Below are 24,429 nucleotides of genomic sequence, written 5' to 3'. Positions count from 1 at the left end.
CGCTGGCGCCTCATGCTTCCCCCCCCCCTCTTCCATCACTCCTGCCGACCGGCCCCCGCTGACATCTGGGTGCTGGTCATCGGCGATCACAAACCCTGCCCATGGCGCATCGCCGCCATGGCGGGAAATCATCCCCGAGCAAGATGAAGAGACCGGCAGGCGCAGGGAGGTGTGAGAGGGATGGTAGAAAGAGGTGATAGACGCGCAAGAAGGGAAGAGGGCTATCTAAGGAAGATGGCCGACCTCAGGACGAGGCCAGCTAACACCACAGGGGACACAGATAGCGCAGAGGGGGGCTCGCCCCCTCGTTGCTATCAGCGCTTACATCCAGACCAGATCGTTGGGGTTGGCCTCGGTATCGGCTCGCAGCACCTCCATCAGCGCCACCATGTCCTGTGGGGTGGGAGAGTGCCACTGCATCATCTCACCGGTAATGGGATGAGCCAGTTGCAGCATGGTGGCGTGCAGAGCCTGACGGCGGAAACCGCGCAGGGCCTCGGTCAGCTCGGGCGTGGCGTTGCGCAGCGGGCGCAGGCGGCCGCCATAGACAGGATCGCCCACCAGCGGGTGTTTGATGTGAGCCATGTGTACCCGGATCTGGTGGGTACGGCCGGTTTCCAGGCGCAGACGCAGGCGGGTGTGACCACGGAACTTCTCGTGCACCCGGTAGTGGGTGACCGAGGGGCGACCGTTCGGCACCACCGCCATGTGGGTACGCTGGGTCGGGTGGCGGCCGATGGGGGCATCGACGGTGCCGCCGGCGGTCATGTGACCGATGGCGATCGCCTCATACTCACGGGTGATCTGTCGGGCCTGCAAGTCTTCCACCAGATGGGTCTGGGCCGGGACTGTCTTGGCGATCACCATGAGGCCGGTGGTGTCCTTGTCGAGACGGTGCACGATGCCGGCACGCGGTACTTCGCCGATACCGGGGTAGCGGTGCAGCAGGGCGTTGAGCACAGTGCCGTCCGGGGTGCCGGCCCCCGGATGGACCACCAGACCGGCGGGCTTGTCGATCACCAGGATGTGCTCGTCCTCAAACACGACGTTGAGTTCGATATTCTGGGCATCGAAGCGGGTATCCTCTTCCAGCTCGGCGCGAATGTACACGCTCTGCCCGGCCAGGATTTTCTCGCGCGGAGTGTTGGCCACCTGACCATCCAGGGTCACTCTGTCCTGTAAGATCCACTCTTTGATGCGGGTCCGGGAGTAGTCCGGAAAGAGTTCGGCCAACGCCTGGTCAAGGCGCTGTCCATATTGGTGATCCTGGAATTCACCGGTCAGTTCAATTTGCTGGCTCATCTAACGTCTCTGGAGCAGTTATCTATTCGAAGAACGGGATATTCTAGCTTTTCTTTTAGCCAAGCATAACGGATACTTTGCCCATTTCGTGGAAATGGACCGGATGTTGTTGATGGTAAAGAAGTCTAGCCTGCTGTTATCACTGGCCCTGGCCGTCGTCATGGCCACGGGTTGCTCCAGCTCCAAGCCCAAAGTACCGGACGAGCCGCCGGAGACCCTCTATCAGAAAGCGCGCGTCAAACTGGACACCGGCAACTACGCAGGTGCGGTCGAGCTGCTCGAAGCGCTCGACTCACGCTATCCGTTCGGCGCCTACTCCACCCAGGTGCAGCTGGATCTCATCTATGCCTACTACAAGCAGGATGACAACGCCCAGGCGATCGCCAACATCGACCGTTTCATCCGCCTGAATCCGGCGCACAAGAACATCGACTACGTCTATTACATGCGTGGTCTCACCAACATGGCGGCCGACTACAACTTCTTCCAGGATCTGCTCGGCATCGATCGGGATGACAAGGACCCCGGTTACGCCCATCAGGCTTTCCAGGACTTCAAGCTGTTGCTGCAAAACTACCCCAACAGCCAATATGCCCCGGATGCCCGTGCCCGCATGATCGGCCTGAAGAACCGGCTGGCCAAGTACGATCTCAGCGTGGCCGAGTACTACGTCAAGCGTGATGCACTGGTGGCGGCGGCCAACCGCGCCAAGCAGCTGGTGCAGGATTTCCCCGACACCCCGCAGGCCGAACGCGCCCTCGAGATCATGGTTGAATCTTATGAAGCGCTGAAAATGCCCGGCCTGGCCCAAAACGCCCGTGCCGTGCTGGCCAAGAACTACCCGGACAACAGTCTGGCGCGCGGTTAAACCCGGGCAATGAAAAACCGGAGCCACAGGCTCCGGTTTTTTTATGGGTGTTTGCCGTTATTTGGCCACGTTGCCCGCCACGTTGAGCGCATCCCAGGTACGTGAGAAGGGCGGCGCATAGGCAAAATCGAGCACCCCTAACTGCGCCGTGGTCACCCCCATGGTGATGGCGACCGCCAGGGCATCGATGCGGTGTACCGCCCCCTTGCGACCGAGGATCTGCCCCCCCAGCAGACGCTGACTGCCCGCCTCGTACACCAACTTGACGTAGAGATCAGACTGCCCCGGGCAGTAGTTGGTGTGGCACTTGTCCTTGATGACTACGCTGCGATAGTCAAGGCCGAGCTGCTGCGCCTCGCGCTCGGAGAGACCGGTGCGCCCCGCCTCCAGCCCCAGCACCTTGAGGGCGGCTGAGCCGAGCGTGCCCGGGAATTCCGCACTGCCGCCGGCCAGGTTCTCGCCCACCAGGCGGCCGAGCTTGTTGGCGATGGTGGCCAGCGGCACATAGGCCTGCTGCTGTTTCACGCTGTGCCAGACACTGGCGCAGTCGCCGGCGGCCCAGACATTCGGCAGCGAGCTGCGCCCTTGTCTGTCCACCTCGATGGCCCCGTTACCGAGGCGGGCGATGCCGGTGCCTTCGAGAAAGGCGGTGTTGGGGCGAACCCCGGTGCAGACCACGACGATATCGGCCTCGTACTCCCCTTTATCGGTGCGCACGGCCGTGACCCCCTCCTCTCCGAGCAGGGCCTCGACCCGCTCACCCAGGTGCAGCTCAACCCCCTGCTCGCGCAGCTCTTGCTCGATGTGGGTGGTGATCTCGGCATCAAACGCCTCGGGGATGACCCGCTCGGCCAGCTCGATGAGCCGCACCTGCTTGCCTTGATGCACCAGCGCCTCGACCACCTCCAGCCCGATAAAGCCCGAGCCGATGACCACGGCACGCGGTCGCGCCTTATCCTCGGCGGCGGCCTTGAGGGCCATCCCGTCGGCCATGCGACGCAGGCCGAACACGCCGGGCAGGGTAATACCGGGGATGGGCGGCATCACCTCGCGGGCGCCGGTGGCGATCATCAGGCGATCGTAGCGATCCTCGAAGGTGTCGCCATCATGCTCGACGGTGAGGGTCTGGCGGACCGGGTCCAGAGCGCAGACCCGGTGGCCAGTCTTGACCTCGATACCGCGCGCCGCAAACTGCTCGACACTGAACTCGGCCATGAACTCGGGGTTCTGAAAGTCGTCACCGACGAAATAGGGCAGGCCACAGGCCCCGAACGAAATGACCTCGGAGGCCTCGTAGACGACGATCTCAGCCTCTTTGATGAGGCGGCGCGCCTTGGCCGCCGCGCTCATGCCGGCAGCTTCGCCGCCAATGATCAGGATACGCATGGTTGACTCCTGTAAGGGCGGGGCGCGAACGCCCCGCGACATCGGGTTAAACGGCTGACTCTTCCCCGTCCAGCACCGGCGCTTCATCGCGGTTGAACAGGGCCATGTCGGTCTGACCGAGCAGGCGGCTGGTGATGGTGCCTGCGGTCACCGAGCCAGAGACATTGAGGGCGGTGCGCCCCATGTCGATGAGCGGCTCGATGGAGATGAGCAGGCCCGCCAGAGCCACCGGGAAGTCGAGTGAGGAGAGCACGATGAGGGCGGCGAAGGTGGCGCCACCGCCGACCCCGGCGACCCCGAAGGAGCTGACGGTGATGATGGCGATCAGGGTCATGATGAAGCCGGGATCGAGCGGGTTGATGCCCACGGTGGGGGCAATCATCACCGCCAGCATGGCCGGGTAGATGCCGGCGCAGCCGTTCTGGCCGATGGTGGCCCCGAACGAGGCGGCAAAGTTGGCGATCCCCTCCGGCACGCCCAGCGCCTTGGTCTGGGTCTGTACGTTCATCGGGATGGAGCCGGCGCTGGTGCGCGCAGTAAAGGCAAACGCCAGCAGCGGCAGGATCTTCTTGAAAAAACGCAGCGGATTGAGACCGACCAGAGAGACCAGCAGCAGGTGCACCGCAAACATGATGGCGATGGCGCCATAGGAGGCGAGCACGAAGTTGAGTAGGTTGAGGATATCGGCATAGTTGGCGCCACAGACCACCTTGGCCATCAGGGCCAGCACGCCATACGGAGTGAGGCGCAGCACCAGAGTCACCATGCGCATCACGATGGCGTGGGCCACCTCCATGAAGCTGTCAAAGCGGGCGAAGATCTCCGGTTTCTTGCGGGCGATGCCGGTAGCCGAGAGGCCGATGAAGATGGAGAAGATCACCACGGCGATGGTGGAGGTCTTGCGCGCACCGGTCATGTCGAGGAAGGGGTTGGCCGGGATGAACTCCTGCACCAGCTTGGCAAACGAGAGCCCCTCCACGCTGCCGAGGGAGTGTTGCAGCGCCGCCCCTCGCGCGGTTTCCGCGGCGCCAGCGGTGAGCCCCTCGGCAGTGAGACCGAACAGGTTGGACATCAAGATACCGGCCCCGGCGGCAAGCATGGTGGTGAAGATGAGCACCCCTATGGTCATGGCGCTGATCTTGCCGAGCGAGCTGCCACCGCTGAGCTTGAGGATGGCGCCGATGATGGAGACCATGATGAGCGGGATGACGATCATCTGCAGCAACTGCACATAGCCGTTACCGACGATGTCGAGGTAGTCGACCGTGTGGGCAATGATCGGCGAGCCGCTGCCATAGAGCAGATGCAGGCCGGCCCCGAGCAGGACGCCAAGACCGAGACCGGAGAAGACCCGGCGGGTGAAGCTCACGTGTTTTTGCTGCAAACGGTAGAGAAAAAGCAGCAACATGACCAGGATGGCCAGATTTCCTATGACGCTGAGAGTCATGGTTTGTCCCCTAAGAAACGGGTTGTGCCCGTAATGAGAGACGCCCGTGGCAACGGGCGTCGGTGGTTGTCATCGGCGGAGATCCGCCTGAAAGCGCGGGGCGGACTGGCCGCCCGCCATCATGAGGTGTGGCCTTTCTGCTTGGTCCGCATGATGTTGATGATTTCGATGTCGGTGTCGAGCATCCCCTCCCGGGAGAGCCGCCCCAGGTTGGCAATGGTCTTGTCCACATCCTCTTCCACTATCCCCTCGCTCTGGGTTACCCGCAGGTTGTTGATGGCAAGCAGGGAGGATTTCACCGCCGCCGAGGTGGAGGTGGAGACCTTCATCGAGCAGGCGCTGCCGGCACCGTCGCAGATGATACCGGAAACGTCGCCGATCATGTTGTTGATGCAGTGACTGATCTGCTCGTACTGACCGCCGAGCAGCCAGGTGATGGCGGCGCCGGCCCCCATGGCGGCGGTACTGGCTGCGCACAGGGCCGAGAGCTTGTTCTGGTAGGTTTTGATGTAGATGGCGATGAGGTGGCTCATCACCAGGGCGCGGGTGAGCTGCTCGTCATCGGCCTTGAGAAAGCGGGCGGCGGCCACCACCGGCATGGTGGCGGCAATTCCCTGGTTGCCTGAGCCGGAGTTGGACATGGCCGGCAGCATGGCGCCATCCATGCGGGCATCCGAGGCGGCCGAGGCGAGGCGCATGGCGAGCGTCATCAGGTCATCGGAGAGCAGCTTGCGCTCGACCTGCTCCGTCAAGATCTGGCCGATACGCAGGCCATAACCCTGCAACCCCTCGTCGGCAAGGGCCTGGTTGAGACGGGCCGCCTCCAGGATGAAGGCGATCTCGGCGTGCGGCACCGCTAGGGCAAACTCGACAATCTGGCGCAGGGTCATGGCCGGTTGATGAGATTGAGCCGGCTGCACCTGCACGCCGGGGGCACTGTCTTGTTGCAGCAGCACCTCCCCATCTCTTTCCATCAAAGTGATGCGGGTGTGATCGGTGCAGATAATGACCCGCGCCGTGTGGCCATGAGCCTCGGCCAGCACCTCGGCGTAGAGCACATCCGGCACCGCCTTCACATCGATCGAGATCGACGGCAGCAGGGTCTTGGCGTGGGCAATTTGCTCCGGCGTGAGGGACTTGAGCACCTCCAGCCCCCCTTGCGGGTTGCCCCCTACGGCGCCGACGGCCGCCGCGACCGACAAGCCGATCATGCCGGTGCCGGGCACGCCGACCCCCATGCCGTTCTTAAACAGGTTGCCGCTGACCCAGACGCTCATCCGCTGCGGCTCTTCCCCCAGCAACTGACGGCAGTTGGCCGCCGCCAAGGCGACCGACATGGGCTCGGTACAACCGAGGGCGGGCACTACCTCGCGCCGGAGCAGCGCGATGAAATCGGACCATTGTTGCATCATGGGGCTCTCGTGTTCTGCGTGTAATGGGGGCGCCGCGCCCCGGCACTCTGTGGGGCCACAGGGCCTTGGCTCAACAAAAGTTGAAGCCATGGGTGCTGATACACGCCATGGTAACCATGGCGTTGACGCGACTCAATCCGATGCCCACACAATAGGCTCAAATTTTTTTGAGGCAGGGCGAGGCACCATGCGCCACCCGGAGACAATGCCCCTCCTGCCGGGGTCATCCGTGTGAATCCCACAAAAAACGGAGTCCGCAGACTCCGTTTTCAGGTCGGTGACAAGAGGCCTCACGCTCCCTTGCTGGCAAAGGTGTTGCACACCTCGGGCTTGCCACTGTCAAAGCCACGCTTGAACCACTCATAGCGCTGGGCCGAGCTGCCGTGGGTGAAGCTGTCCGGCACCACCCGCCCATGCGCCTGCTGCTGCAAGCGATCGTCGCCGATCGCCTCGGCGGCGTTGAGGGCATCTTGCAGATCTCCGCCCTCAAGAACCTGCTCACGCTCCATATAGTGGCCCCACACCCCGGCAAAGCAGTCGGCTTGCAGCTCCATCTTGACCGAGAGTTTGTTCTGGGCCGTCTGGCTCAGGCCGCGCTGCTGCTCACGTACCTGACGTTCGATACCGAGCAGGGTCTGCACATGGTGGCCCACCTCGTGTGCCACCACATAACCTTGGGCAAAGTCACCGCCCGCCCCCAGCTTGTCGCGCATCTCCTGATAAAACGAAAGATCGATGTAGACGGAGCGATCGGCCGGGCAGTAGAACGGCCCCATCACCGCCTGCCCCTGGCCACAGCCGGTGCGGGTCGCGCCACGATAGAGCACCAGTTTGGGGGCTTGGTACTGTTTGCCCGCCTGACGAAACAGGCTCTCCCAGGAGTCTTCTGTCGAAGCCAGGATCTTGGAGGTAAAGCGCGCCAGCTCATCATCTTGTGGCGAGATCGCCTGCTGCTGCACCTGACCCGGAGCCCCGCCGCCCAGCAGAGGCGTCAGATCGATACCGTAATAACCGGCCACCAGCACCAGGATCAGCACCCCAATTCCGCCCTTGCCACGCAGCGGTAACGCAGAGCGGCCGCCCCCCTGTCCACGGCGATCTTCCACATTGGCGCTCTCGCGCCGATCGTCCATCCGCATATCCGCACCTCACTGATTCATTGGCCGCTTATATTAGGCGCCACGGCGATTCCCCCCAAGCCGCCTCACCCAAACCGGTGGCACTTTGTCACCCTCTGCGTCACCTCCTGTCGACGGATCGTCTCCACGAAGCGTGCATCATCCCACACCGACAACGCTCGTCTGAAAACTCTTCGTCACTCGACAGAGATCCCGCATGATCGCCGACGTTGAAAGCATTTTCATTCACATTTCACAACAAATAACCGCGATCTGATTTTCTTAGCAAACGATTTTTATTAAGGTGCTGAGCCGAACGAGGGTTGTTCGTAGTCCGTTCGAAATTTTGGCAGTGATACACCAACAAACAACAGCAGAGTCGAAGGGAAAATCGTCATGCATACCACACTGTTTCGAACCGCCATTCTGGCTGCCGCGCTGGGCTCATTCAGCTACAACGCAGTGGCCGAAGGTGTCATGGTTCACCTGTTCCAATGGAAGTTCAACGACGTCGCCAACGAGTGCGAGAAAGTGCTCGGCCCCAAGGGGTTTGGAGGAGTGCAGATCACCCCTCCTGCCGAGCACAAGAACCGCAGTGACGTCTGGTGGTCGGTCTACCAACCCATCAACTTCAAAAATTTCAACAGCTTCGGCGGTAGTGAGGCCGAGCTCAAGAGCATGATCAACCGCTGTAACGCTGCAGGGGTCAAAGTTTACGCCGATGCAGTATTCAACCAGCTGGCGGCCGATTTTGGTAACGGGACCGGGGGCAGCTACTACCACGCAGGCAATAAACAGTATCCCCAGTTCGGCCCGAATGATTTCCACCACAACGGCGACATCAAGGGTTACAGTGACAGCTTCAACGTCTGGAATGGTGCCCTTTACGGCATGCCGGACATGAAGACCGAGTCCTCTTACGTGCAGGAGCAGATCGCCACCTACATGAAGACCCTGGTCGGCTGGGGCGTCGCAGGCTTCCGTATCGATGCGGCCAAGCACATGCCGCCCGCCGATATCAAGGCGATCCTCGACAAGGCTGGCAATCCCAAGGCCTATCTGGAGGTGATCGGAGCTAGCAGTGAATCGGCCGATATCCAGCCCAACCGCTACACCTATATCGATACCGTTACTGACTTCAAATACGGCACCGATCTGGCTGCCAACTTCCAGGGCCAGATCAAAAACCTCAAGACGCTGGGCGAGGGCTGGGGCCTGCTCCCCTCCAACAAGGCCTTTATTTTCGTTGTCAACCACGACCGCGAACGCGGCCACGGCGGCGGCGGCATGCTCACCGCATGGCAACACGGCGACCGCTATAACCTGGCTAACACCTTTATGATGGCTTGGCCCTATGGCTGGAAGCAGGTGATGTCGGGTTACCGTATCGAGAACATGTCAGAGTACGAAACCGATAAGAGCGGTCCTCGTAGCACCCCCTGTACCGACAACCAGTGGAACTGCGAACAGCGCCGCCCGACCATCATGAACATGGCCATGTTCCACAACAAGACCGACGGTCAGCCAGTCAGCAACTGGTGGGATAACGGCAACAACCAGATCGCCTTCGGCCGCGGTGATAAGGGCTTTGTCGCCATCAACAACGAAAACCGCGAGTTGAGTGCCACGGTACAGACCGGCCTGCCGGCTGGCGAGTACTGCAACATCCTGAACGGCAATGACTACTGCAGCGGCTCCTATATCACGGTCGACGGCAGCGGTAAGGCCACCCTGAACGTGCCGGGCATGAAGGCCGCCGCCATCGTGGCCGGTTGCACCAAGAATGCACCTTGCAGCGGTGATGGCCCCATCATTGGAAGCGACAAGTTCTCCAGCATGAACCTGCGCGGTACTCACAACGCTTGGGGCAACACGCCGATGACCGTGAGTGAGGATCGCGTCTGGTCTGCCATCGTCACCTTCAGCGGTGCCGGTGATACCACCGGGGCCCAACGCTTCAAGTTCGACGTGTTTGGCAACTGGACTGAGAACTACGGCGACAACGAAGGGGATAACATCGCTGACAAGAACAGTCAGAAGGACATCTTCTTCAACGGCACCGGCAAGTATCGCGTCTCCCTCAAGGAGAGCGACATGAGCTACAGCATCACGGCGCTGGATGAAAACCAGGCCCCGGTTGCGGCCATCTCGCCCAAGGATATCAGCGTCAAGGTAGGTGAAAGTGTGGTGTTTGACGCCTCGGCCTCCAGCGACGATTCAGGCATTGAAAGCTACAGCTGGTCCACCGGCGGCAGCGGCAAGACCGAAACCGTCCAGTTCGATAGCATCGGAACTGTCACCGTCACCGTCACCGTCGCCGACGCAGAAGGGCTGACCGACAAGGCCAGCGCTACCGTGACCGTCACCGATGACAACGGCGAGTACAGCAGCGTCTTCCAGACCATGCACTTCCGCGGCACCCCCAACAGCTGGGGCAATCAGGCCATGACCCTGGTGGGTGACAACCTGTGGGAAGCAGTCGTGACCTTCAACGGTCAGGCGAACCAGCGCTTCAAGTTCGACGTCAAGGGCGACTGGAGCCACAACTACGGTGACAACGACAAGGACGGCATCGCCGATCAGACCGGTGATGACATCTTCACCAACGTGTCCGGTCAGTACCGCGTACGCTTCAACGACCAGACCATGCAGTACAGCCTGAGCCCGGTCAGCGCCAGCTACGCCAAGAACTTTGCCAGCCTGAACCTGCGTGGCACCACCAACAACTGGGGCACCACCCCCATGACTCTGGTCGGCGATCACCTGTGGCAAGCCACCGTTAACTTCACCGGTGCCGGTGATGGTAACGGCGGTCAGCGCTTCAAGTTCGACGTCAAGGGCGACTGGACCGAGAACTACGGTGACACCAACAAGGATGGCGTGGCCGAGCGCACCGGCGCCGACATCGCCACCTCGGTGACCGGCTCCTATCTGGTTCGCTTCAACGACCAGACCCTGGCCTATACCCTGAGCGCCCAGTAACGCCTATCGGGGTGGCCACACCCCAAGTCTAGCGCCATAACATGGCCTCCTCCCTCTCTGGGCAGGAGGCCTTTTTTATGCGGCCTGAATGCTTTTCATCAGATGCCCAACGGGTAATAGCGACAAAACGCAATATTCAGCACTTTCCTATACCCCCACAAGAAAGAGCCGATTGAAAGCATTTTCATTCACAGATCTCAACTAATTCCAGCTGCTCAATTTTCAACCTCGTCAATTTCATTGATGCTACTGAGCCGAACGAGAGTTGTTCGTAGTTCGTTCGATATTCATGCAGTGATAAATCAATAACAGCAAAGTCGAAGGGAAAATCGTCATGCAAAGCACACTGTTTCGAACCGCCGTGCTGGCCGCCGTGCTGGGCTCATTTAGCCACAGTGCCGCCGCCGAAGGCGTCATGGTCCACCTGTTCCAATGGAAGTTCAACGACATCGCCAACGAGTGCGAGAAGGTACTCGGCCCCAAGGGATTCGGGGGAGTACAGATCACGCCGCCGGCCGAACACAAGCAGGGGAGCGAGTACTGGTGGACCGTCTACCAACCGGTCAGCTTCAAGAATTTCAACAGCTTCGGCGGCAGTGAGGCCGAACTCAAGAGCATGATCGCCCGCTGTAACGCAGCCGGGGTCAAGGTCTATGCCGATGCCGTCTTTAACCAGCTCGCCTCTGGTACCGGTACCGGTACCGGCGGTAGCAGCTACAACTCGGGGCAGTATCAGTATCCCCAGTTCGGTTACAACGACTTCCACCACAGCGGTGACATCACCACCTACAGCGACAGCAGCAACGTCTGGAACGGCGCCCTCTATGGCATGCCGGATCTCAACACCGGCTCCTCCTACGTGCAGGATCAGATCGCCACCTACATGAAGACCCTGCTCGGTTGGGGCGTGGCGGGCTTTCGTATCGATGCCGCCAAACACATGGCCCCTGCCGATGTGAAGGCCATCCTCGACAAGGCCGGCACACCCAAAGCCTATCTGGAAGTGATCGGCGCCGGCGGCGAGTCACCCGATATCCAACCCAACCGCTACACCTACATCGATAGGGTCACCGACTTCAAATACGGCACCGATCTGGCCGCCAACTTCAACGGCCAGATCAAGAACCTCAAGACCCTGGGCGAGAGCTGGGGCCTGCTCCCCTCAAACAGCGCCTTCGTCTTCGTGGTCAACCACGATCGCGAACGCGGCCACGGCGGTGGCGGCATGCTCACCTTCATGAACGGTGCCCGCTATGAACTGGCCAACACCTTCATGATGGCCTGGCCCTATGGCTGGAAACAGGTGATGTCGGGCTACCGCTTCGCCGACATGGGCAAGTACGAAACCGACAAGGGCGCGCCTTCCAGCACCCCCTGTACCGACGCCCAGTGGAACTGCGAACAGCGTCGCCCGACCATCATGAACATGGCCATGTTCCACAACAAGACCGACGGCCAACCGGTCAGCAACTGGTGGGATAACGGCAACAACCAGATCGCCTTCGGTCGCGGTGACAAGGGCTTTGTCGCCATCAACAACGAGAGCGGCAGCCTGGTGGCCACCGTCCCGACCGGCCTGCCGGCTGGCGAGTACTGCAACATCCTTGGCGGTGACAGCTATTGCAGCGGCAGCTACATCACGGTCGATGGCAGCGGCAAGGCCAGCCTCAATGTGCCCGGCATGAAGGCCGTCGCCATCGTGGCGGGCTGCACCAAGGCCACCCCATGCAGCAGTGTCATCGTGGGCAACAAGTTCAGCAGCATGAACATCCGCGGTACTTACAACGCCTGGGGCAACACCGCCATGACGGTCGATGCCAACCGCGTCTGGTCCGCCACCGTGACCTTGACCGGCGCCGGCGATGCCACCGGTGCCCAGCGCTTCAAGTTCGACGTGTTCGGCAACTGGACCGAAAACTACGGCGACAACGAAGGGGACGGCATTGCCGACAAGGGCAGCACCAAGGACATCTATGTCAGCGGTGCCGGCACCTATCGCATCTCCCTCAAAGAGAGCGACATGAGCTATACCGTCACGCCGCTGACCAGCAACCAAGCCCCGGTCGCCGCTATTTCGCCCAAGACCCTCAGCGTCAAGCTCGGTGACAGCGTGGTGTTCGACGCCTCGGCCTCCAGCGATGATGCCGGCGTGGTGAGCTACAGCTGGTCCACCGGCGGTAGCGCCAAGACCGAGACCGTGCTGTTCGACACCCTGGGTAGCCGCACCATCACAGTGACCGTGACCGATGCCGAGGGGCTGACCTCCAGCGCCAGCGCCACCGTCAACGTCACCGATGTCAACGGCAGCTACACCAGCGTATTGCCGACCCTGAACTTCCGTGGCACCCCCAACAGCTGGGGCTCCCTGGCCATGACCCTGGTGGGCGACAATCAGTGGGAAGCCCTAGTCACCTTCGACGGTCAAGCCAACCAGCGCTTCAAGTTTGACGTCAAGGGCGACTGGACCCAGAACTACGGCGACACCAACAAAGATGGCGTGGCCGAGCAGACCGGAGCCGACATCTACACCACAGTCACCGGCCAGTACCGCGTACGCTTCAATGACCAGACCCTGCAATACAGCCTGACCCCGGTCACGGTGAGCTATGCCAAGAACCTTGCCAGCCTGAACATTCGCGGCACCACCAATAGCTGGGGCACCACCCCCATGACCCTGGTCGGCGATCACCTGTGGCAGGCCACCGTCAACTTCACCGGTGCCGGTGATGCCAACGGCGGCCAGCGCTTTAAGTTCGACGTCTTGGGCGACTGGACCCAGAACTACGGCGACACCAACAAAGATGGCGTGGCCGAGCTGACTGGCGCCGACATCACCACCTCGGTGGTGGGTGCCTACGTGGTGCGCTTCAACGACCAGACCCTGGCCTACACCCTGAGCGCCCAGTAACCAAGGCGGGGGGGCAAAGCCCCACCGGACAGGGCACTGGCGCCCCAGCGGCGCCGGACGCTAACATGGCCTCCTCCCCATCAGGGCAGGAGGCCCTTTTCATGGTACAGATCTCCCGACTCAATACCCTTGGCACAGAAGATACCTGCGCCCTTGCTCACCTGCTGATCGTGACCGTGCAGGGCGGTGCTTCCATTGGCTTTATGGCCTCCCTCGATGCCCATCAAGCCGACACCTACTGGCAAGGGGTGGCCCACGAGCTACCGCTCGGGCTGCATCTGTGGGTGGCACACCGTGATGGCGCCATCCTGGGTACGGTGCAGCTCGCCCCGTGCGGCAAAGACAACGGTCGCCACAGAGGGGAGGTGCAAAAGCTGTTCGTCCACCCAGCGGCACGCGGTCTCGGTATCGCCCGCACCCTGCTCGCTACTCTGGAAGAGGAAGCATGCCGCCTTGGGCTGACCCTACTGGTACTCGACACCGAAGCTGGCTCGGATGCCGAGCACCTCTACCGACGGCAAGGCTGGCAAAAGTGCGGCGAAATCCCAGATTATGCCCTCTCACCGGATGGCCGCCCCCATGCCACCGCCTACTACTACAAGCGGCCTGGCGCCTGACGCCACTGGTAGCTGCGAACAAAAAACCAGCAAATAGTACTTGCATCTTGTGGGGAAGCACCGCAGAATGCGCGCCGGCCAGTCAAGACGGCCCGCTTGTGTTATCCCCTGCCATACCCGCCGCCACGTTTGTCAGTTTTTCACAATCCCCCAGTCTGAACCGGCCCGACTCCCTGTCGGAGTCAACGCGATCCATTCCTCCCTTGCACTGTCCCGTTATCTGCGGGAAAGGGATCCTGAACCACGCCACCCAGGTGCCGTTTTTGCGAACAGAGGAGTCATCAACACCTATTTATTTGTGAGAAATACCATGAAAAAGATCACCACCCGCAAGCCGTTGCGACGCTGCAAGCCGCTTGAACTTCCCCTGCACGACGTGTTGTCCGATCACCCCTTTTTGATCCAGTTCAGCACCTGCTACCGCGGAGGCTATGCCATCCAGTGCGATGGCCTGCCCGGCGAGTTCTCCATCGAAGATCTCGTCTGATCCCCGGCTTGGGTCGCAGCTCACGGCGACCCACCCTCTCTACACCCTCGTAACCATTTCGCCATTTCCTTACCAAAAAAGACGTACTTTTCACGAACCTTTCACCCTTTGCCGTGGCATGATGTGCAGTGCGATCCTCGCGCATGATTCTCAAACGAATAACTCGCATGTCGTGCAACCATAAGGAAATCATCATGTTGAAAACTGTTCGTTCCCTGCTTCTGCCCCTGCTGCTGGGCGCCTTCACTCTGCCTGCCCTGGCAGGCGATCTCGAGCAACCGATGAAGAAGATCGGTTTCAACTACAAGCAGGCCGTCAAGGCCGATGACCCGGCCACCATGGAGAAGTTCATCACCCAGATGAAGGATGAGGTGGAAAAGGCCAAGGGCCGCGAGATGCCGGCCGCCAAGAAGGCCAAGTTTCTGGAAGGGTTGGACGAGGTGCAGACCGAGCTCGATGCCAGCCTGGCCGCCCTCAAGAGCGGCGATCAGGAAAAAGCGCGCGCCCACCTGGCCAAGGTCAATGACCTGAAGAAGGAGTATCACAAGTATGCCAAGCAGAAGGGTTGATGCCTTTCGCTGGGATCCCCTGGTCAGGGTCGTACACTGGGGGATCGTGTTCTGCTGCGCCGTCAACCTCTGGTTCGACGAGGCTGGCGAAGCACTGCACGAGCAGCTCGGTTATCTGGTCATGGTACTGATCGGGGTGCGCCTCTTGTGGGGCGCCACCTTTGCCGGCAAATATGCCCGCCTCGGCGCCCTCTGGCCCACCCTGACCGAGCTGCGCCAGCAGCGGGAGGCTCTGCGCGATCGCCAGCCGCCCGCCCCCGGCCATCACGGCAGTGGCAAGCTGGCCGTGTGGGCGTTATGGCTCACCGTGCTGGCCACCGCCTTCACCGGCTGGCTGCAAAACACCGAAGCCGGCTTCGGCTGGGGCGCCGACGAGTGGCACGAAGGGTGCGTCTGGCTGCTGCAAGGGTTGATTGCCCTGCACCTGGCCGCCCTGCTCTTCACCTCGTGGCGCCAGCGCAGCAACCTAGTGCGCCGCATGCTGCCCGGACGCGACTAACCCCGCCGGCTATGACACACTGGGCTCCCTATCACCTGAGAGGGAGCCCCTTATGCTGCACTGCCCATCCTGTGGCCACGCCACCCTGGCGCGCCTGTCCGAGCAGGAGCTGCGCTGCCACTGCGGTTTTCACTACTTCCACAACGTGGCCTCTGCCGTCAAGGTCGCCCTGTGCTGGCGCGATGAGCTGCTGGTCGCGGTGCGCGCCCGCGAGCCGGGTCGCGGCCTGTGGGATCTGCCGGGTGGCTTCGTCGACCCGCGCGAGTCGCTGGAGCAGGCGGCCCTGCGCGAGCTCGGTGAGGAGATCGGCTGGCAGCCGGCACCGGAGCAACTGCGCTATCTCGGCTCCTTTCCCAACACCTATCACTTCGATGGCATCGACTACTGCACCTGCGATGCGGTGTTTGCCGTCATGCTGACGGAAAAACCCCAGCTGCGCGCGGCCGATGACGTGGCCGAGCTGCACTGGGTGGCGCGCCAGGCCCTGGCGCCGGAGCGCTTCGCCTTCCCCTCGACCCGCCGAGCCCTGACCCTGCTCCCCTAAACGTCCCAGCCAGCGGCCAGCAATGCCACCACCTCGGCCGCCGCCACGGCGCGGCAGGCACTGTGCCCCTGCCCCGCCCACAACGGCGTAAAGTCATCCCGCCCGGCGGCCTCGGCAACACTGCGCAGCGGCGCCAGCGCGGCGCTGGCGTGGGGGAAGGGGGGCGCGAGCGGCGAGAGGGGGCCGAGCCAGCCCATCAGGCGGTTGTGCAGGCCACGGGCCGGGCGCCCGGTGAACAGGTTGGTGATGGCGCTGTGACGCGCCGGGTCGAGCAGCGCCGCCCGGTGCAGCGGCGACGTAGTCGCCTCGTCACACAGTAAAAAGGCGGTCCCCACCTGCACCCCGGCCGCCCCGAGACTGCGCGCCGCCCGCACCGCACGGGCATCCATGATCCCGCCCGCCGCCACCACAGGCAGGCGCACCGCATCGACGATCTGCGGCAGCAGGGCGAACAAGCCCGCCTGCAAGGTCAGATCCTCGGCGAGGAAGTGCCCGCGATGGCCCCCCGCCTCCAGCCCCTGGGCGATGATCACGTCGGCGCCGTGCGCCTCAAGCCAGCGGGCCTCGGCGACCGTGGTCGCCGAGGCGAGCACCTTGGCCCCCGTTCCCTTGACCCGCGCCAGCAGCTCAGGGGCCGGCAGCCCAAAGTGAAAGCTCACCACGGCCGGGCGCAGCGCCTCGATGAGGGCCGCCTGCTCGGGGCCGAAAGGTTGCCGCGATGGGCCGGGCACGATGCAGCTTTGCGGGATCCCGAGCCGCTCGTAGCCAGGTGCCAGCGCATGACGCCAGCGCGCTAGATGGGCAGCGTCCGGCGTTACCTCGCGGTGACAGAAGAAGTTGACGTTGAACGGCGCCGAGGTTGCCCCCTGCAACTCGGTCAGCGCGGTGCGCAGCGCCGCCGGCGTCAGCATGGCGGCGGGCAGCGAGCCGAGTCCGCCGGCACGGCAGACCGCCAGCGCCAGCCGATGATCCTGCACCCCCGCCATGGGAGCCTGAATGATCGGCAGGGCACAGCCCAGCAGTGAGGTGAGCGTCATGACATCCTCCTTGATGTGAACGCCGCTAGCGCACCGCGCGCAGCAGAAAGTCCGGTTGGGCGCACAGGCGCGCCTCGCGCCGCTGCATCTCCTGCGAGCAGGCCCGCGCCGTCTTGCCGTCCGGGGTCAGGCAAAGATAAATTTCACGCAAAAAGCGGCCACCGGTTCCGCAGGAGAGGGCGATGCTCTCCTCCTTGAGCCAGTCGTTGGCCACCAGCAGATCCCGGCGCAGCGCAGCCGGGCTGCGGCGCAGCGGCTGCGCCGGCGCCCGGTAGGCCTCGGGGATCACCAGCCGCCCCTTGAGGTGTTCGGCCAGGGCATGATAGTCGCGCTGCGGCAGACCCGAGCAGGTGCCGTGCTTCTTCCACTCGTGGCGATAGAGGTGGGCGCTGGGATAGAGGGCCGGAAACGCCTTGCCCATGGCCGCATCCCACGGCTCACCAGGGCAGTCGGCCGGATAACCGCGCTCACGCTGCGGCCACAGGCCGTGCAGCACAAAGCCGTAACCCCGGCCGCACTGGTTGTCGTTGCGACGGGCGACGCAGTGCTCCGGCGACCAGGAAAGAGCAAGGGCATAGAAGTCAAAACTGGCCGGGCGATCCCCCGCCAAGGCCTGGGAACCGAGCAAGCCCCCTAACAGAAGAACAAGAATGTGGCGCACAAGGGGCTCCATGCAGGTCATGAATGTGCAGCCATGGTAACCGCTTGCGGCCATCCGGCAAGTGCGCAAATGCAGGGGGCTGGGCAAAGGGCCGCCCCGGGTGTATCACCAAAGAACCGAGCAAGGGAGAACCACCATGACCGACCACACACTGATGCAGCTGGCTGCGCGCCACGGGGCCGCCATCCGCTTGATCCTCGATGAGAAAGGGGCCGAGGCGCAGATTGCGCGCCAGGGGGAGGCGGTGCAGCGGTTGCCGCTGCCCTTTGGCCGCCAGAGTCTGCCGCTACGGCGCTCGCCCCCCTCCCCCCTTGAGTTGGAGCAGGCCATTGCCGAGGTGGAGGATGTGCTGATGGCCCATCTGCCCCTCCTGCCACGCGGGGCCGTGCTGCTGCTTGAGAGCAAAGAGCCGCTCAGCAGCCAGCTGGGGGGTAGCCACTTCACCCTGGTGCAGATAGAGCGCCTGTTCCAGCAGTTCGCCGCCATGGCCGAGGGAGATCCCCTGGCGGCGGGACAACTACCCATCCACCCCGGCTTCGCCGCCACCTTGCTGATCTTGCGCGAATGGATGCACCACCTGGATGCCCCCGAGGTGACGCTGGTGCCATAAAAAGGCCCGCCAGATGGCGGGCCTTTGAGCAGATGTGGAGGCGATCAGGCCAAGGCGGCCAGCGCGGCGGCGTAGTTCGGCTCTTCGGTCACTTCGGCCACCAGCTCGCTGTGCAGCACCTTGTCTTGCTCGTCGAGCACCACGATGGCGCGGGCCGTCAGCCCCACCAGCGGGCCGGAGGAGAAGGCCACGCCGTACTCCTGCATGAAGTCACCGCTGCGCAGGGTGGAGAGGGTCACCACCTTGTCGAGCCCCTCGGCGCCGCAGAAACGGGCCTGGGCGAACGGCAAATCGGCGGAGATGCACAGCACGACGGTGTTGGTCAGCGCGCTGGCTTCGGTGTTGAACTTGCGCACCGAGGCGGCGCACACCGAGGTGTCGACGCTCGGGAAGATGTTGAGGATCTTGCGCTGGCCGGCAAAGCTGGCCAGGGTCACGTCGGCCAGATCCTTGCCAACCAGGGAGAAGGGCTTGGCCTGCTGGCCGGCGGCGGGGAAGGCGCCAGCCACGGAAACCGGGTTGCCTTGCAAAGTGACGGTGTTGCTCATGATCAATCCTTGTGAAGGTTTATTAGTATCGTCGGGGAGCCAGTATAGGCGCAGGCTTGCCGGCAAAACACCCGCAAAATGAAGGGAGAAAGCCACCCGAAAGAGCAGGAGCGGCGCCACCCATCGCGGCCCGCCAGCGGTTCGGGCCAGCTCACCCGAGCCGCGCAGGGCGCCGTGACGCGTGTCGCCCTATTTTTCACTGGCTCGCTGCCGGTTGGCAGCGGCTGATGCGGTCACCGCAGCGCGGGGCGATCTCCTTTCCTCGAGTAAAACCCCCGCTAATTCATGGGGTTTTAGCCACGCACCTCCAGTTTGTGATCCCCTCAGCATTCTCGGGAAAATATCGCGTGACCGCGCTCAGTTACAGGAGAAGCCGATTGAGGCGCGTAGACGATTGTTATAAAGATGCAAATGCCAACAACCAATCTATGTAACACCTCAATAACGGACGTGACTTATGGAGAAGTTCGGGAAACACCTCGGCTGGGTGGTGCTGGCACTGCTCGGTGCCTTCGCCCTCGGCTATATCGCCCTCAATCGCGGTGAACAGATCAACGCCCTCTGGATCGTGGTGGCGGCGGTGTGTGTCTATCTCATCGCCTATCGCTACTACGGCCTCTTCATCGCCCATAAGGTGCTGGGAGTGGACGGCACCCGCATGACGCCGGCGGTGCGCCACAACGACGGGTTGGACTATGTGCCGACCGACAAGAAGGTGCTGTTCGGCCACCACTTCGCCGCCATCGCCGGCGCCGGCCCCCTGGTGGGCCCCGTGCTGGCCGCCCAGATGGGCTACCTGCCCGGCATGCTCTGGCTGCTGGCCGGGGTCGTGCTGGCCGGCGCGGTGCAGGATTTCATGGTGCTGTTCGTCTCGACCCGCCGTGACGGCCGCTCCCTCGGCGAGCTGGTCAAGGCCGAGATGGGCAATACCGCCGGGGTTATCGCCCTGGTCGCCACCTTCATGATCATGGTGATCATCCTGGCGGTGCTGGCGATGATAGTGGTCAAGGCGCTGACCCACAGCCCGTGGGGCACCTACACGGTGGCCTTCACCATTCCGCTGGCCCTGTTCATGGGGATCTACACCCGCTACCTGCGCCCCGGCCGCATCGGCGAGGTGTCGGTGATAGGCCTAGTGCTGCTGATGTTTGCCATCATCTCCGGCGGCTGGGTCGCCGAGAGCGAAACCTGGGCCCCCTACTTCGACTTTAACGGGGTGCAGCTCACCTGGATGCTGGTCGGCTACGGCTTCGTCGCCTCCGTGCTGCCGGTCTGGCTGCTGCTGGCACCGCGTGACTACCTCTCGACCTTCCTCAAGATCGGCACCATAGTCGGGCTGGCCATCGGCATCCTGATCATGCGTCCGACCCTGCAAATGCCGGCGCTGACCCAGTTCATCGACGGCACCGGCCCGGTGTGGGCCGGGGATCTGTTCCCCTTCCTGTTCATCACCATCGCCTGTGGCGCCGTGTCGGGCTTCCACGCCCTCATCTCCTCGGGCACCACCCCCAAGATGCTGGCCAACGAGAACCAGGCCTGCTTCATCGGCTACGGCGGCATGCTGATGGAGTCCTTCGTCGCCATCATGGCTCTGGTGGCCGCCTGCGTCATCGATCCGGGCGTCTACTTCGCCATGAACAGCCCGATGGCCGTGCTGGCGCCGGCCGGCACCGCCGACGTGGTGGTCTCCGCCGCCTCCGTGGTGAGCGGCTGGGGCTTCCAGATCACCCCGGAGACCCTGACCCGCATCGCCAGCGAGGTGGGTGAGCAGAGCATCATCTCGCGCGCCGGCGGCGCCCCGACCCTGGCGGTCGGCATGGCCTACATACTGCACGGGGCCCTCGGCGGCCTGATGAACGTCGCCTTCTGGTATCACTTTGCGATCCTGTTCGAGGCCCTGTTCATCCTCACCGCCGTGGATGCCGGCACCCGCGCCGCCCGCTTCATGCTGCAAGATCTGCTGGGGGTCATCTCCCCCTCCCTCAAGCGCACCGAGTCGCTGCCGGCCAACCTGCTCGCCACCGCCCTGTGCGTGCTGGCCTGGGGCTACTTCCTGCATCAGGGGGTGGTCGACCCGCTCGGCGGCATCAACACCCTGTGGCCGCTGTTTGGCATCGCCAACCAGATGCTGGCCGGCATGGCGCTGCTGCTGTGCGCCGTGGTGCTGTTCAAGATGAAGCGCCACGCCTACGCCTGGGTGGCCCTGCTGCCGACCAGCTGGCTGCTCATCTGCACCATGACCGCCGGCTGGCAGAAGGTGTTCAGCGACAACCCGAAGCTGGGCTTCCTCGCCATCGCCAACAAGTTCCAGGCGATGATCGACAGCGGCGCCATCCCGCCCCAGTACACCGAGTCGCAGCTGAGCCAGCTGGTGTTTAACAACCGCCTCGACGCCGGCCTCACCCTGTTCTTCATGGTGGTGGTGGTGGTGCTGGCCCTGTTCTCGCTCAAGACCGCGCTCAAGGCGCTGCGCAACCCGCAGCCGAGCGCCAACGAGACCCCGTATCAGCCGATGCCGGCGGACAAGACCGCTCCGTCCGACACGGATGACGACGGCGATCTGGCCCCCAGCCTGAAGTAAGTCAGCAGGCCGGCCCCCTGGGGCCGGCCCTCATCGACAGCAAACGAGGAGCAAGCATGTTCGACACCCTGGCCAAGGCCGGCAAATACCTGGGACAGGCCGCCAAGCTGATGGTCGGCGTGCCCGATTACGACAACTATGTGCAGCACATGCGGCTGACTCATCCAGAGCAGACCCCCATGAGCTACGAAGCGTTTTTCCGCGAACGCCAGGATGCCCGCTACGGCGGCAAGAACGGCGGTCGCTGCTGCTAGATAGGAATCCCCATGAACCAGGCGATTGCGGTCACCCTGCTGACCGGTTTTCTCGGCGCCGGCAAAACCACCCTGCTCAACCACTTCCTGCGCCACCATCAAGGGCCCCCTGTGGCCATCCTCGAGAACGAGTTCGGCGCCGCCAACATCGACGGCGCCCTGCTGGAGGGGGGCGAGGGGGTGAGCGTGGTCGAGCTCAGTAACGGCTGCGTCTGTTGCAGCGTGCGCGGCGAGTTCGCCGCCGCCCTCACCGATCTGCTGGCGCGCCGGGCGCGTGGCGAGCTGGCCTTCGAGCGGCTCATCGTCGAGACCACCGGCCTCGCCGATCCGGGCCCCATCATCCAGACCTTCTTCGTGGAAGAGGCCCTGCGCGAGGCGCTGCGCCTCGATGCCGTCATCACCTTGGCCGACTGCCAGCACATCGCCCGCCAGCTCGACGAGCACCCGGTGGCCGCAGCCCAGCTCGGCTTTGCCGATCGCATCTTGCTCAGCAAGTGCGACAGCGTGGACGAGGCGACTCGCGCTGCGGCCCTCGCCCGCATCCACCGCATCAACCACAAGGCCGAGATCATCGACGTGCAGCAGGGGGCCTGCCCCCCGGCGCTCTGGCTCGACATCGACGCCTTCACCCTGAGCGACGAGCTGCCCCTGAGCCAGGGAGTGCGCATCGTGCGGGCCGGCGGCGAGGCCTTCGCCCCCCTCTCGGGGCAGACCCGCTCCTGGCACGACACCATACAGGCCCAGCTGTTCGAGGGGGGCGAGCTGGATCTCAAGCGCATCGGCGCCTTCATGGAGCAGTGCATCGCACAGCACGGCAACGACATGCTGCGCTACAAGGGGGTGCTGGCCATCGCCGGTGAATCGCGCCGGCTGATCGTGCAGGGGGTGCACAAGGTGGTGGGGTTCGACTACGGCTCCCCCTGGGGCGAGACGCCGCCCCGCTCGCGGCTGGTGATCATCGGCCGCTACCTGCCCGTTGAGCCGCTGCGCGAAGGCTTTGCCGCTTGCGCGGCGATCTGATCCCGCCCGAGCGCCCATACAAAAGGGGCCTGACGCACGCGTCAGGCCCCTTCTCTTTGCCGCCCGTTTAGCCGAGCAGGCGCACCCGGTAGCTCTTGCCCTTGATCTTGCCCTCGCTCAGGCGCTTGAGGGCCGCCTTGGCCTGGGCGCGGCGCACCGCCACGTAGGAGAACTGATCCTGCACCTGAATTTTGCCCACCTGATCGCCGGGCAGGCCGGTCTCACCGGTCAGGGCACCGAGGATGTCCCCCGGACGCAGCTTGTGCTTGCGACCGCCGCCGATGGAGAGGGTGGCAAACTCCGGCGCCACCGGGTGCAGCTCGCTGCTAAGCGCCGCCAACTCCCCCTGCGGCAGGGGGCTGCCGAGGTACTCCTCAATCAGGGTCACGCGTTGGGCCTCATTCGGCTGATAGAGGGAGAGCGCCAACCCCTGCTGACCGGCACGGCCGGTGCGGCCGATGCGATGCACGTGCACCTCGGGGTCATAGGTCAGCTCGTAGTTGATGACGGCGCCCAGCTCCTTGATATCGAGGCCACGGGCGGCAACGTCGGTCGCCACCAGGATGGAGGCGCTGCCGTTGGCAAAGCGCACCAGCACCTGATCGCGCTCGCGCTGCTCGAGATCGCCGTTGAGGGTCAGGGCCGAGAAACCACGGCTCACCAGATAGTCGCTCACCTCGCCGCAGGCCCGCTTGGTGTTGCAGAACACCACGCAGGAGGCGGGGCGGTAGTGGCTGAGCAGGCGCGCCAGCGCCTCGGGACGGGTGCCCGGCGCCACCTCGAACAGCTGCTGGGCGATGGCGGCGTCCTGGTGGATGGCCTCGACGCTCACCTCGACCGGGTTGCGCTGCACGCCGCGGCTCATGCTGGCGATCTCGTCCGGGTAGGTAGCCGAGAAGAGCAGGGTCTGCCGCTCACGCGGGGCGAAGCGGATCACCTTGTGGATATCCTCACCAAAGCCCATGTCGAGCATGCGATCCGCCTCGTCCAGCACCAGAGTGGTGAGGGCTTCGAGGCGCAGGGTGCCCTGCTCCAGGTGCTTGAGCACCCGGCCCGGGGTGCCGACGGCGATGTGGGCGCCAAAGCCCAGGGTGGCGGACTGGGGCGCAGTCGGTACGCCGCCGCACAGGGTCACCAGCTTGACGTTCGGCATGGCGCGCGCCAGACGGCGCAGCTCGCTGGCCACCTGATCGGCCAGCTCGCGGGTCGGGCAGAGCACCAGGGATTGCACCGACAACTGGCCCACGTCGAGCGCCGCCAGCAGCCCCAGTCCGAAGGCGGCGGTCTTGCCGCTGCCGGTCTTGGCCTTGGCGAGCACGTCCTTGCCAGCCAGCACCAGCGGCAGACTCTGGGCCTGGATCGGAGTCATCTCCTTATAACCGAGGGCATCGAGGTTATCTTGCAGGGCGGCGGGCAACCCCAGTTGGGCAAAGTCGGTGTGGTTCACGGCAGGTATCTCGCTGGGCCAGAAGGACGGCCGCGGAGCATAGCAGACTTGGCGGGAAAACGCGCAGGTTTCATGATGTTCAACCTAACCGTCAGCCTCAGCTCAAACTCATCGTGCCATAACGCGATCCAC

21 protein-coding genes are annotated in these 24,429 nt (G+C 63.4%); 12 read left to right on the top strand and 9 right to left on the bottom strand.

What is annotated here, in order from left to right; genetic code table 11:
• Positions 1–321: 321 nt before the first annotated feature.
• Positions 322–1,302 carry a 23S rRNA pseudouridine(1911/1915/1917) synthase RluD gene (gene rluD, locus BN1134_RS10710; RefSeq protein WP_042047155.1) on the bottom strand — a complete coding sequence of 327 codons (981 nt, stop codon included), beginning with the start codon at positions 1,300–1,302 and terminating at the stop codon, positions 322–324.
• Between the two features lie 112 nt (positions 1,303–1,414).
• On the opposite strand from rluD, the gene BN1134_RS10705 reads away from it, so the two are divergent.
• Positions 1,415–2,170, top strand: coding sequence for an outer membrane protein assembly factor BamD (locus BN1134_RS10705; protein ID WP_042047172.1), 756 nt, complete (start codon positions 1,415–1,417; stop codon positions 2,168–2,170).
• A gap of 57 nt (positions 2,171–2,227) precedes the next feature.
• Here the strand turns inward: BN1134_RS10705 and BN1134_RS10700 are convergent, their stop codons facing one another.
• The 4 genes from BN1134_RS10700 to ypfJ all read right to left on the bottom strand — a co-directional run bounded on the left by BN1134_RS10700 (position 2,228) and on the right by ypfJ (position 7,554).
• Positions 2,228–3,556 carry a CoA-disulfide reductase gene (locus BN1134_RS10700; RefSeq protein WP_042047154.1) on the bottom strand — a complete coding sequence of 443 codons (1,329 nt, stop codon included), beginning with the start codon at positions 3,554–3,556 and terminating at the stop codon, positions 2,228–2,230.
• A 46-nt stretch (positions 3,557–3,602) separates the two neighbouring features.
• Positions 3,603–5,003 carry an L-cystine transporter gene (locus BN1134_RS10695; protein ID WP_042047153.1) on the bottom strand — a complete coding sequence of 467 codons (1,401 nt, stop codon included), beginning with the start codon at positions 5,001–5,003 and terminating at the stop codon, positions 3,603–3,605.
• A gap of 119 nt (positions 5,004–5,122) precedes the next feature.
• On the bottom strand, positions 5,123–6,415 hold the full coding sequence (locus tag BN1134_RS10690) for an L-cysteine desulfidase family protein (RefSeq protein WP_042047152.1): 1,293 nt from the start codon (positions 6,413–6,415) through the stop codon (positions 5,123–5,125).
• Positions 6,416–6,705: 290 nt separating this feature from the next.
• The gene (gene ypfJ / locus BN1134_RS10685) at positions 6,706–7,554 is read right to left on the bottom strand and encodes a KPN_02809 family neutral zinc metallopeptidase (protein ID WP_042047151.1); all 849 of its coding nucleotides are present in this window, start codon (positions 7,552–7,554) and stop codon (positions 6,706–6,708) included.
• Between the two features lie 375 nt (positions 7,555–7,929).
• Here ypfJ and BN1134_RS10680 point away from each other — a divergent pair, with 375 nt between their 5' ends.
• From BN1134_RS10680 to BN1134_RS10655, 7 genes are all read left to right on the top strand, one after another.
• The gene (locus BN1134_RS10680) at positions 7,930–10,515 is read left to right on the top strand and encodes an alpha amylase C-terminal domain-containing protein (protein ID WP_042047150.1); all 2,586 of its coding nucleotides are present in this window, start codon (positions 7,930–7,932) and stop codon (positions 10,513–10,515) included.
• Between the two features lie 334 nt (positions 10,516–10,849).
• Positions 10,850–13,423 (top strand): alpha amylase C-terminal domain-containing protein, encoded by a 2,574-nt coding sequence (locus tag BN1134_RS10675; RefSeq protein WP_042047149.1) that lies wholly within the window; start codon positions 10,850–10,852, stop codon positions 13,421–13,423.
• A gap of 101 nt (positions 13,424–13,524) precedes the next feature.
• Positions 13,525–14,040 (top strand): GNAT family N-acetyltransferase, encoded by a 516-nt coding sequence (locus tag BN1134_RS10670; RefSeq protein ID WP_042047147.1) that lies wholly within the window; start codon positions 13,525–13,527, stop codon positions 14,038–14,040.
• A gap of 310 nt (positions 14,041–14,350) precedes the next feature.
• Positions 14,351–14,527, top strand: a complete 177-nt coding sequence (locus BN1134_RS20015; RefSeq protein ID WP_198133168.1) for a hypothetical protein — start codon at positions 14,351–14,353, stop codon at positions 14,525–14,527.
• 194 nt (positions 14,528–14,721) lie between these two features.
• Positions 14,722–15,096 (top strand): cytochrome b562, encoded by a 375-nt coding sequence (locus BN1134_RS10665; protein WP_042047146.1) that lies wholly within the window; start codon positions 14,722–14,724, stop codon positions 15,094–15,096.
• Complete coding sequence (locus BN1134_RS10660; RefSeq protein ID WP_042047145.1) at positions 15,077–15,595, top strand: cytochrome b/b6 domain-containing protein; 519 nt, start codon at positions 15,077–15,079, stop codon at positions 15,593–15,595. The genes BN1134_RS10665 and BN1134_RS10660 overlap by 20 nt, the downstream gene beginning before the upstream one ends.
• A gap of 55 nt (positions 15,596–15,650) precedes the next feature.
• Complete coding sequence (locus tag BN1134_RS10655; protein ID WP_042047171.1) at positions 15,651–16,139, top strand: NUDIX hydrolase; 489 nt, start codon at positions 15,651–15,653, stop codon at positions 16,137–16,139.
• On the opposite strand, the gene BN1134_RS10650 is transcribed toward BN1134_RS10655, so the two are convergent.
• Together BN1134_RS10650 and BN1134_RS10645 are read right to left on the bottom strand one after the other, a co-directional pair.
• Positions 16,136–17,176, bottom strand: coding sequence for an NAD(P)H-dependent flavin oxidoreductase (locus BN1134_RS10650; protein ID WP_042047144.1), 1,041 nt, complete (start codon positions 17,174–17,176; stop codon positions 16,136–16,138). The two genes, BN1134_RS10655 and BN1134_RS10650, sit on opposite strands and share 4 nt — an antisense overlap.
• A 25-nt stretch (positions 17,177–17,201) precedes the next feature.
• Positions 17,202–17,837 (bottom strand): ribonuclease T2 family protein, encoded by a 636-nt coding sequence (locus BN1134_RS10645; RefSeq protein WP_232300628.1) that lies wholly within the window; start codon positions 17,835–17,837, stop codon positions 17,202–17,204.
• A gap of 136 nt (positions 17,838–17,973) precedes the next feature.
• Here BN1134_RS10645 and BN1134_RS10640 point away from each other — a divergent pair, with 136 nt between their 5' ends.
• Entirely contained in the window at positions 17,974–18,447 is a 474-nt protein-coding gene (locus BN1134_RS10640) for a hypothetical protein (RefSeq protein WP_052449467.1), read from the top strand.
• A 44-nt stretch (positions 18,448–18,491) separates the two neighbouring features.
• Here BN1134_RS10640 and tpx read toward each other — a convergent pair whose 3' ends face one another.
• Entirely contained in the window at positions 18,492–18,995 is a 504-nt protein-coding gene (gene tpx, locus BN1134_RS10635) for a thiol peroxidase (RefSeq protein ID WP_042047143.1), read from the bottom strand.
• A gap of 457 nt (positions 18,996–19,452) precedes the next feature.
• On the opposite strand from tpx, the gene cstA reads away from it, so the two are divergent.
• From cstA to BN1134_RS10620, 3 genes are read left to right on the top strand one after another with little or no spacing between them, the layout of a single operon-like run.
• Positions 19,453–21,576, top strand: a complete 2,124-nt coding sequence (gene cstA, locus BN1134_RS10630) for a pyruvate/proton symporter CstA (RefSeq protein WP_042047142.1) — start codon at positions 19,453–19,455, stop codon at positions 21,574–21,576.
• Between the two features lie 56 nt (positions 21,577–21,632).
• Positions 21,633–21,830 carry a YbdD/YjiX family protein gene (locus tag BN1134_RS10625; RefSeq protein WP_042047141.1) on the top strand — a complete coding sequence of 66 codons (198 nt, stop codon included), beginning with the start codon at positions 21,633–21,635 and terminating at the stop codon, positions 21,828–21,830.
• 12 nt (positions 21,831–21,842) lie between these two features.
• On the top strand, positions 21,843–22,850 hold the full coding sequence (locus BN1134_RS10620) for a CobW family GTP-binding protein (protein WP_042047140.1): 1,008 nt from the start codon (positions 21,843–21,845) through the stop codon (positions 22,848–22,850).
• 67 nt (positions 22,851–22,917) lie between these two features.
• Here the strand turns inward: BN1134_RS10620 and dbpA are convergent, their stop codons facing one another.
• Positions 22,918–24,297 carry an ATP-dependent RNA helicase DbpA gene (gene dbpA / locus BN1134_RS10615; protein ID WP_042047139.1) on the bottom strand — a complete coding sequence of 460 codons (1,380 nt, stop codon included), beginning with the start codon at positions 24,295–24,297 and terminating at the stop codon, positions 22,918–22,920.
• Between the last annotated feature and the right edge of the window lie 132 nt (positions 24,298–24,429).

It is taken from the genome of Aeromonas simiae (genome assembly GCF_000820125.1).
In the GTDB taxonomy this organism is placed as follows: domain Bacteria; phylum Pseudomonadota; class Gammaproteobacteria; order Enterobacterales; family Aeromonadaceae; genus Aeromonas; species Aeromonas simiae.
Note: the sequence above shows the minus strand (reverse complement) of the source record. Positions and strands in the feature narration are given on the sequence as shown.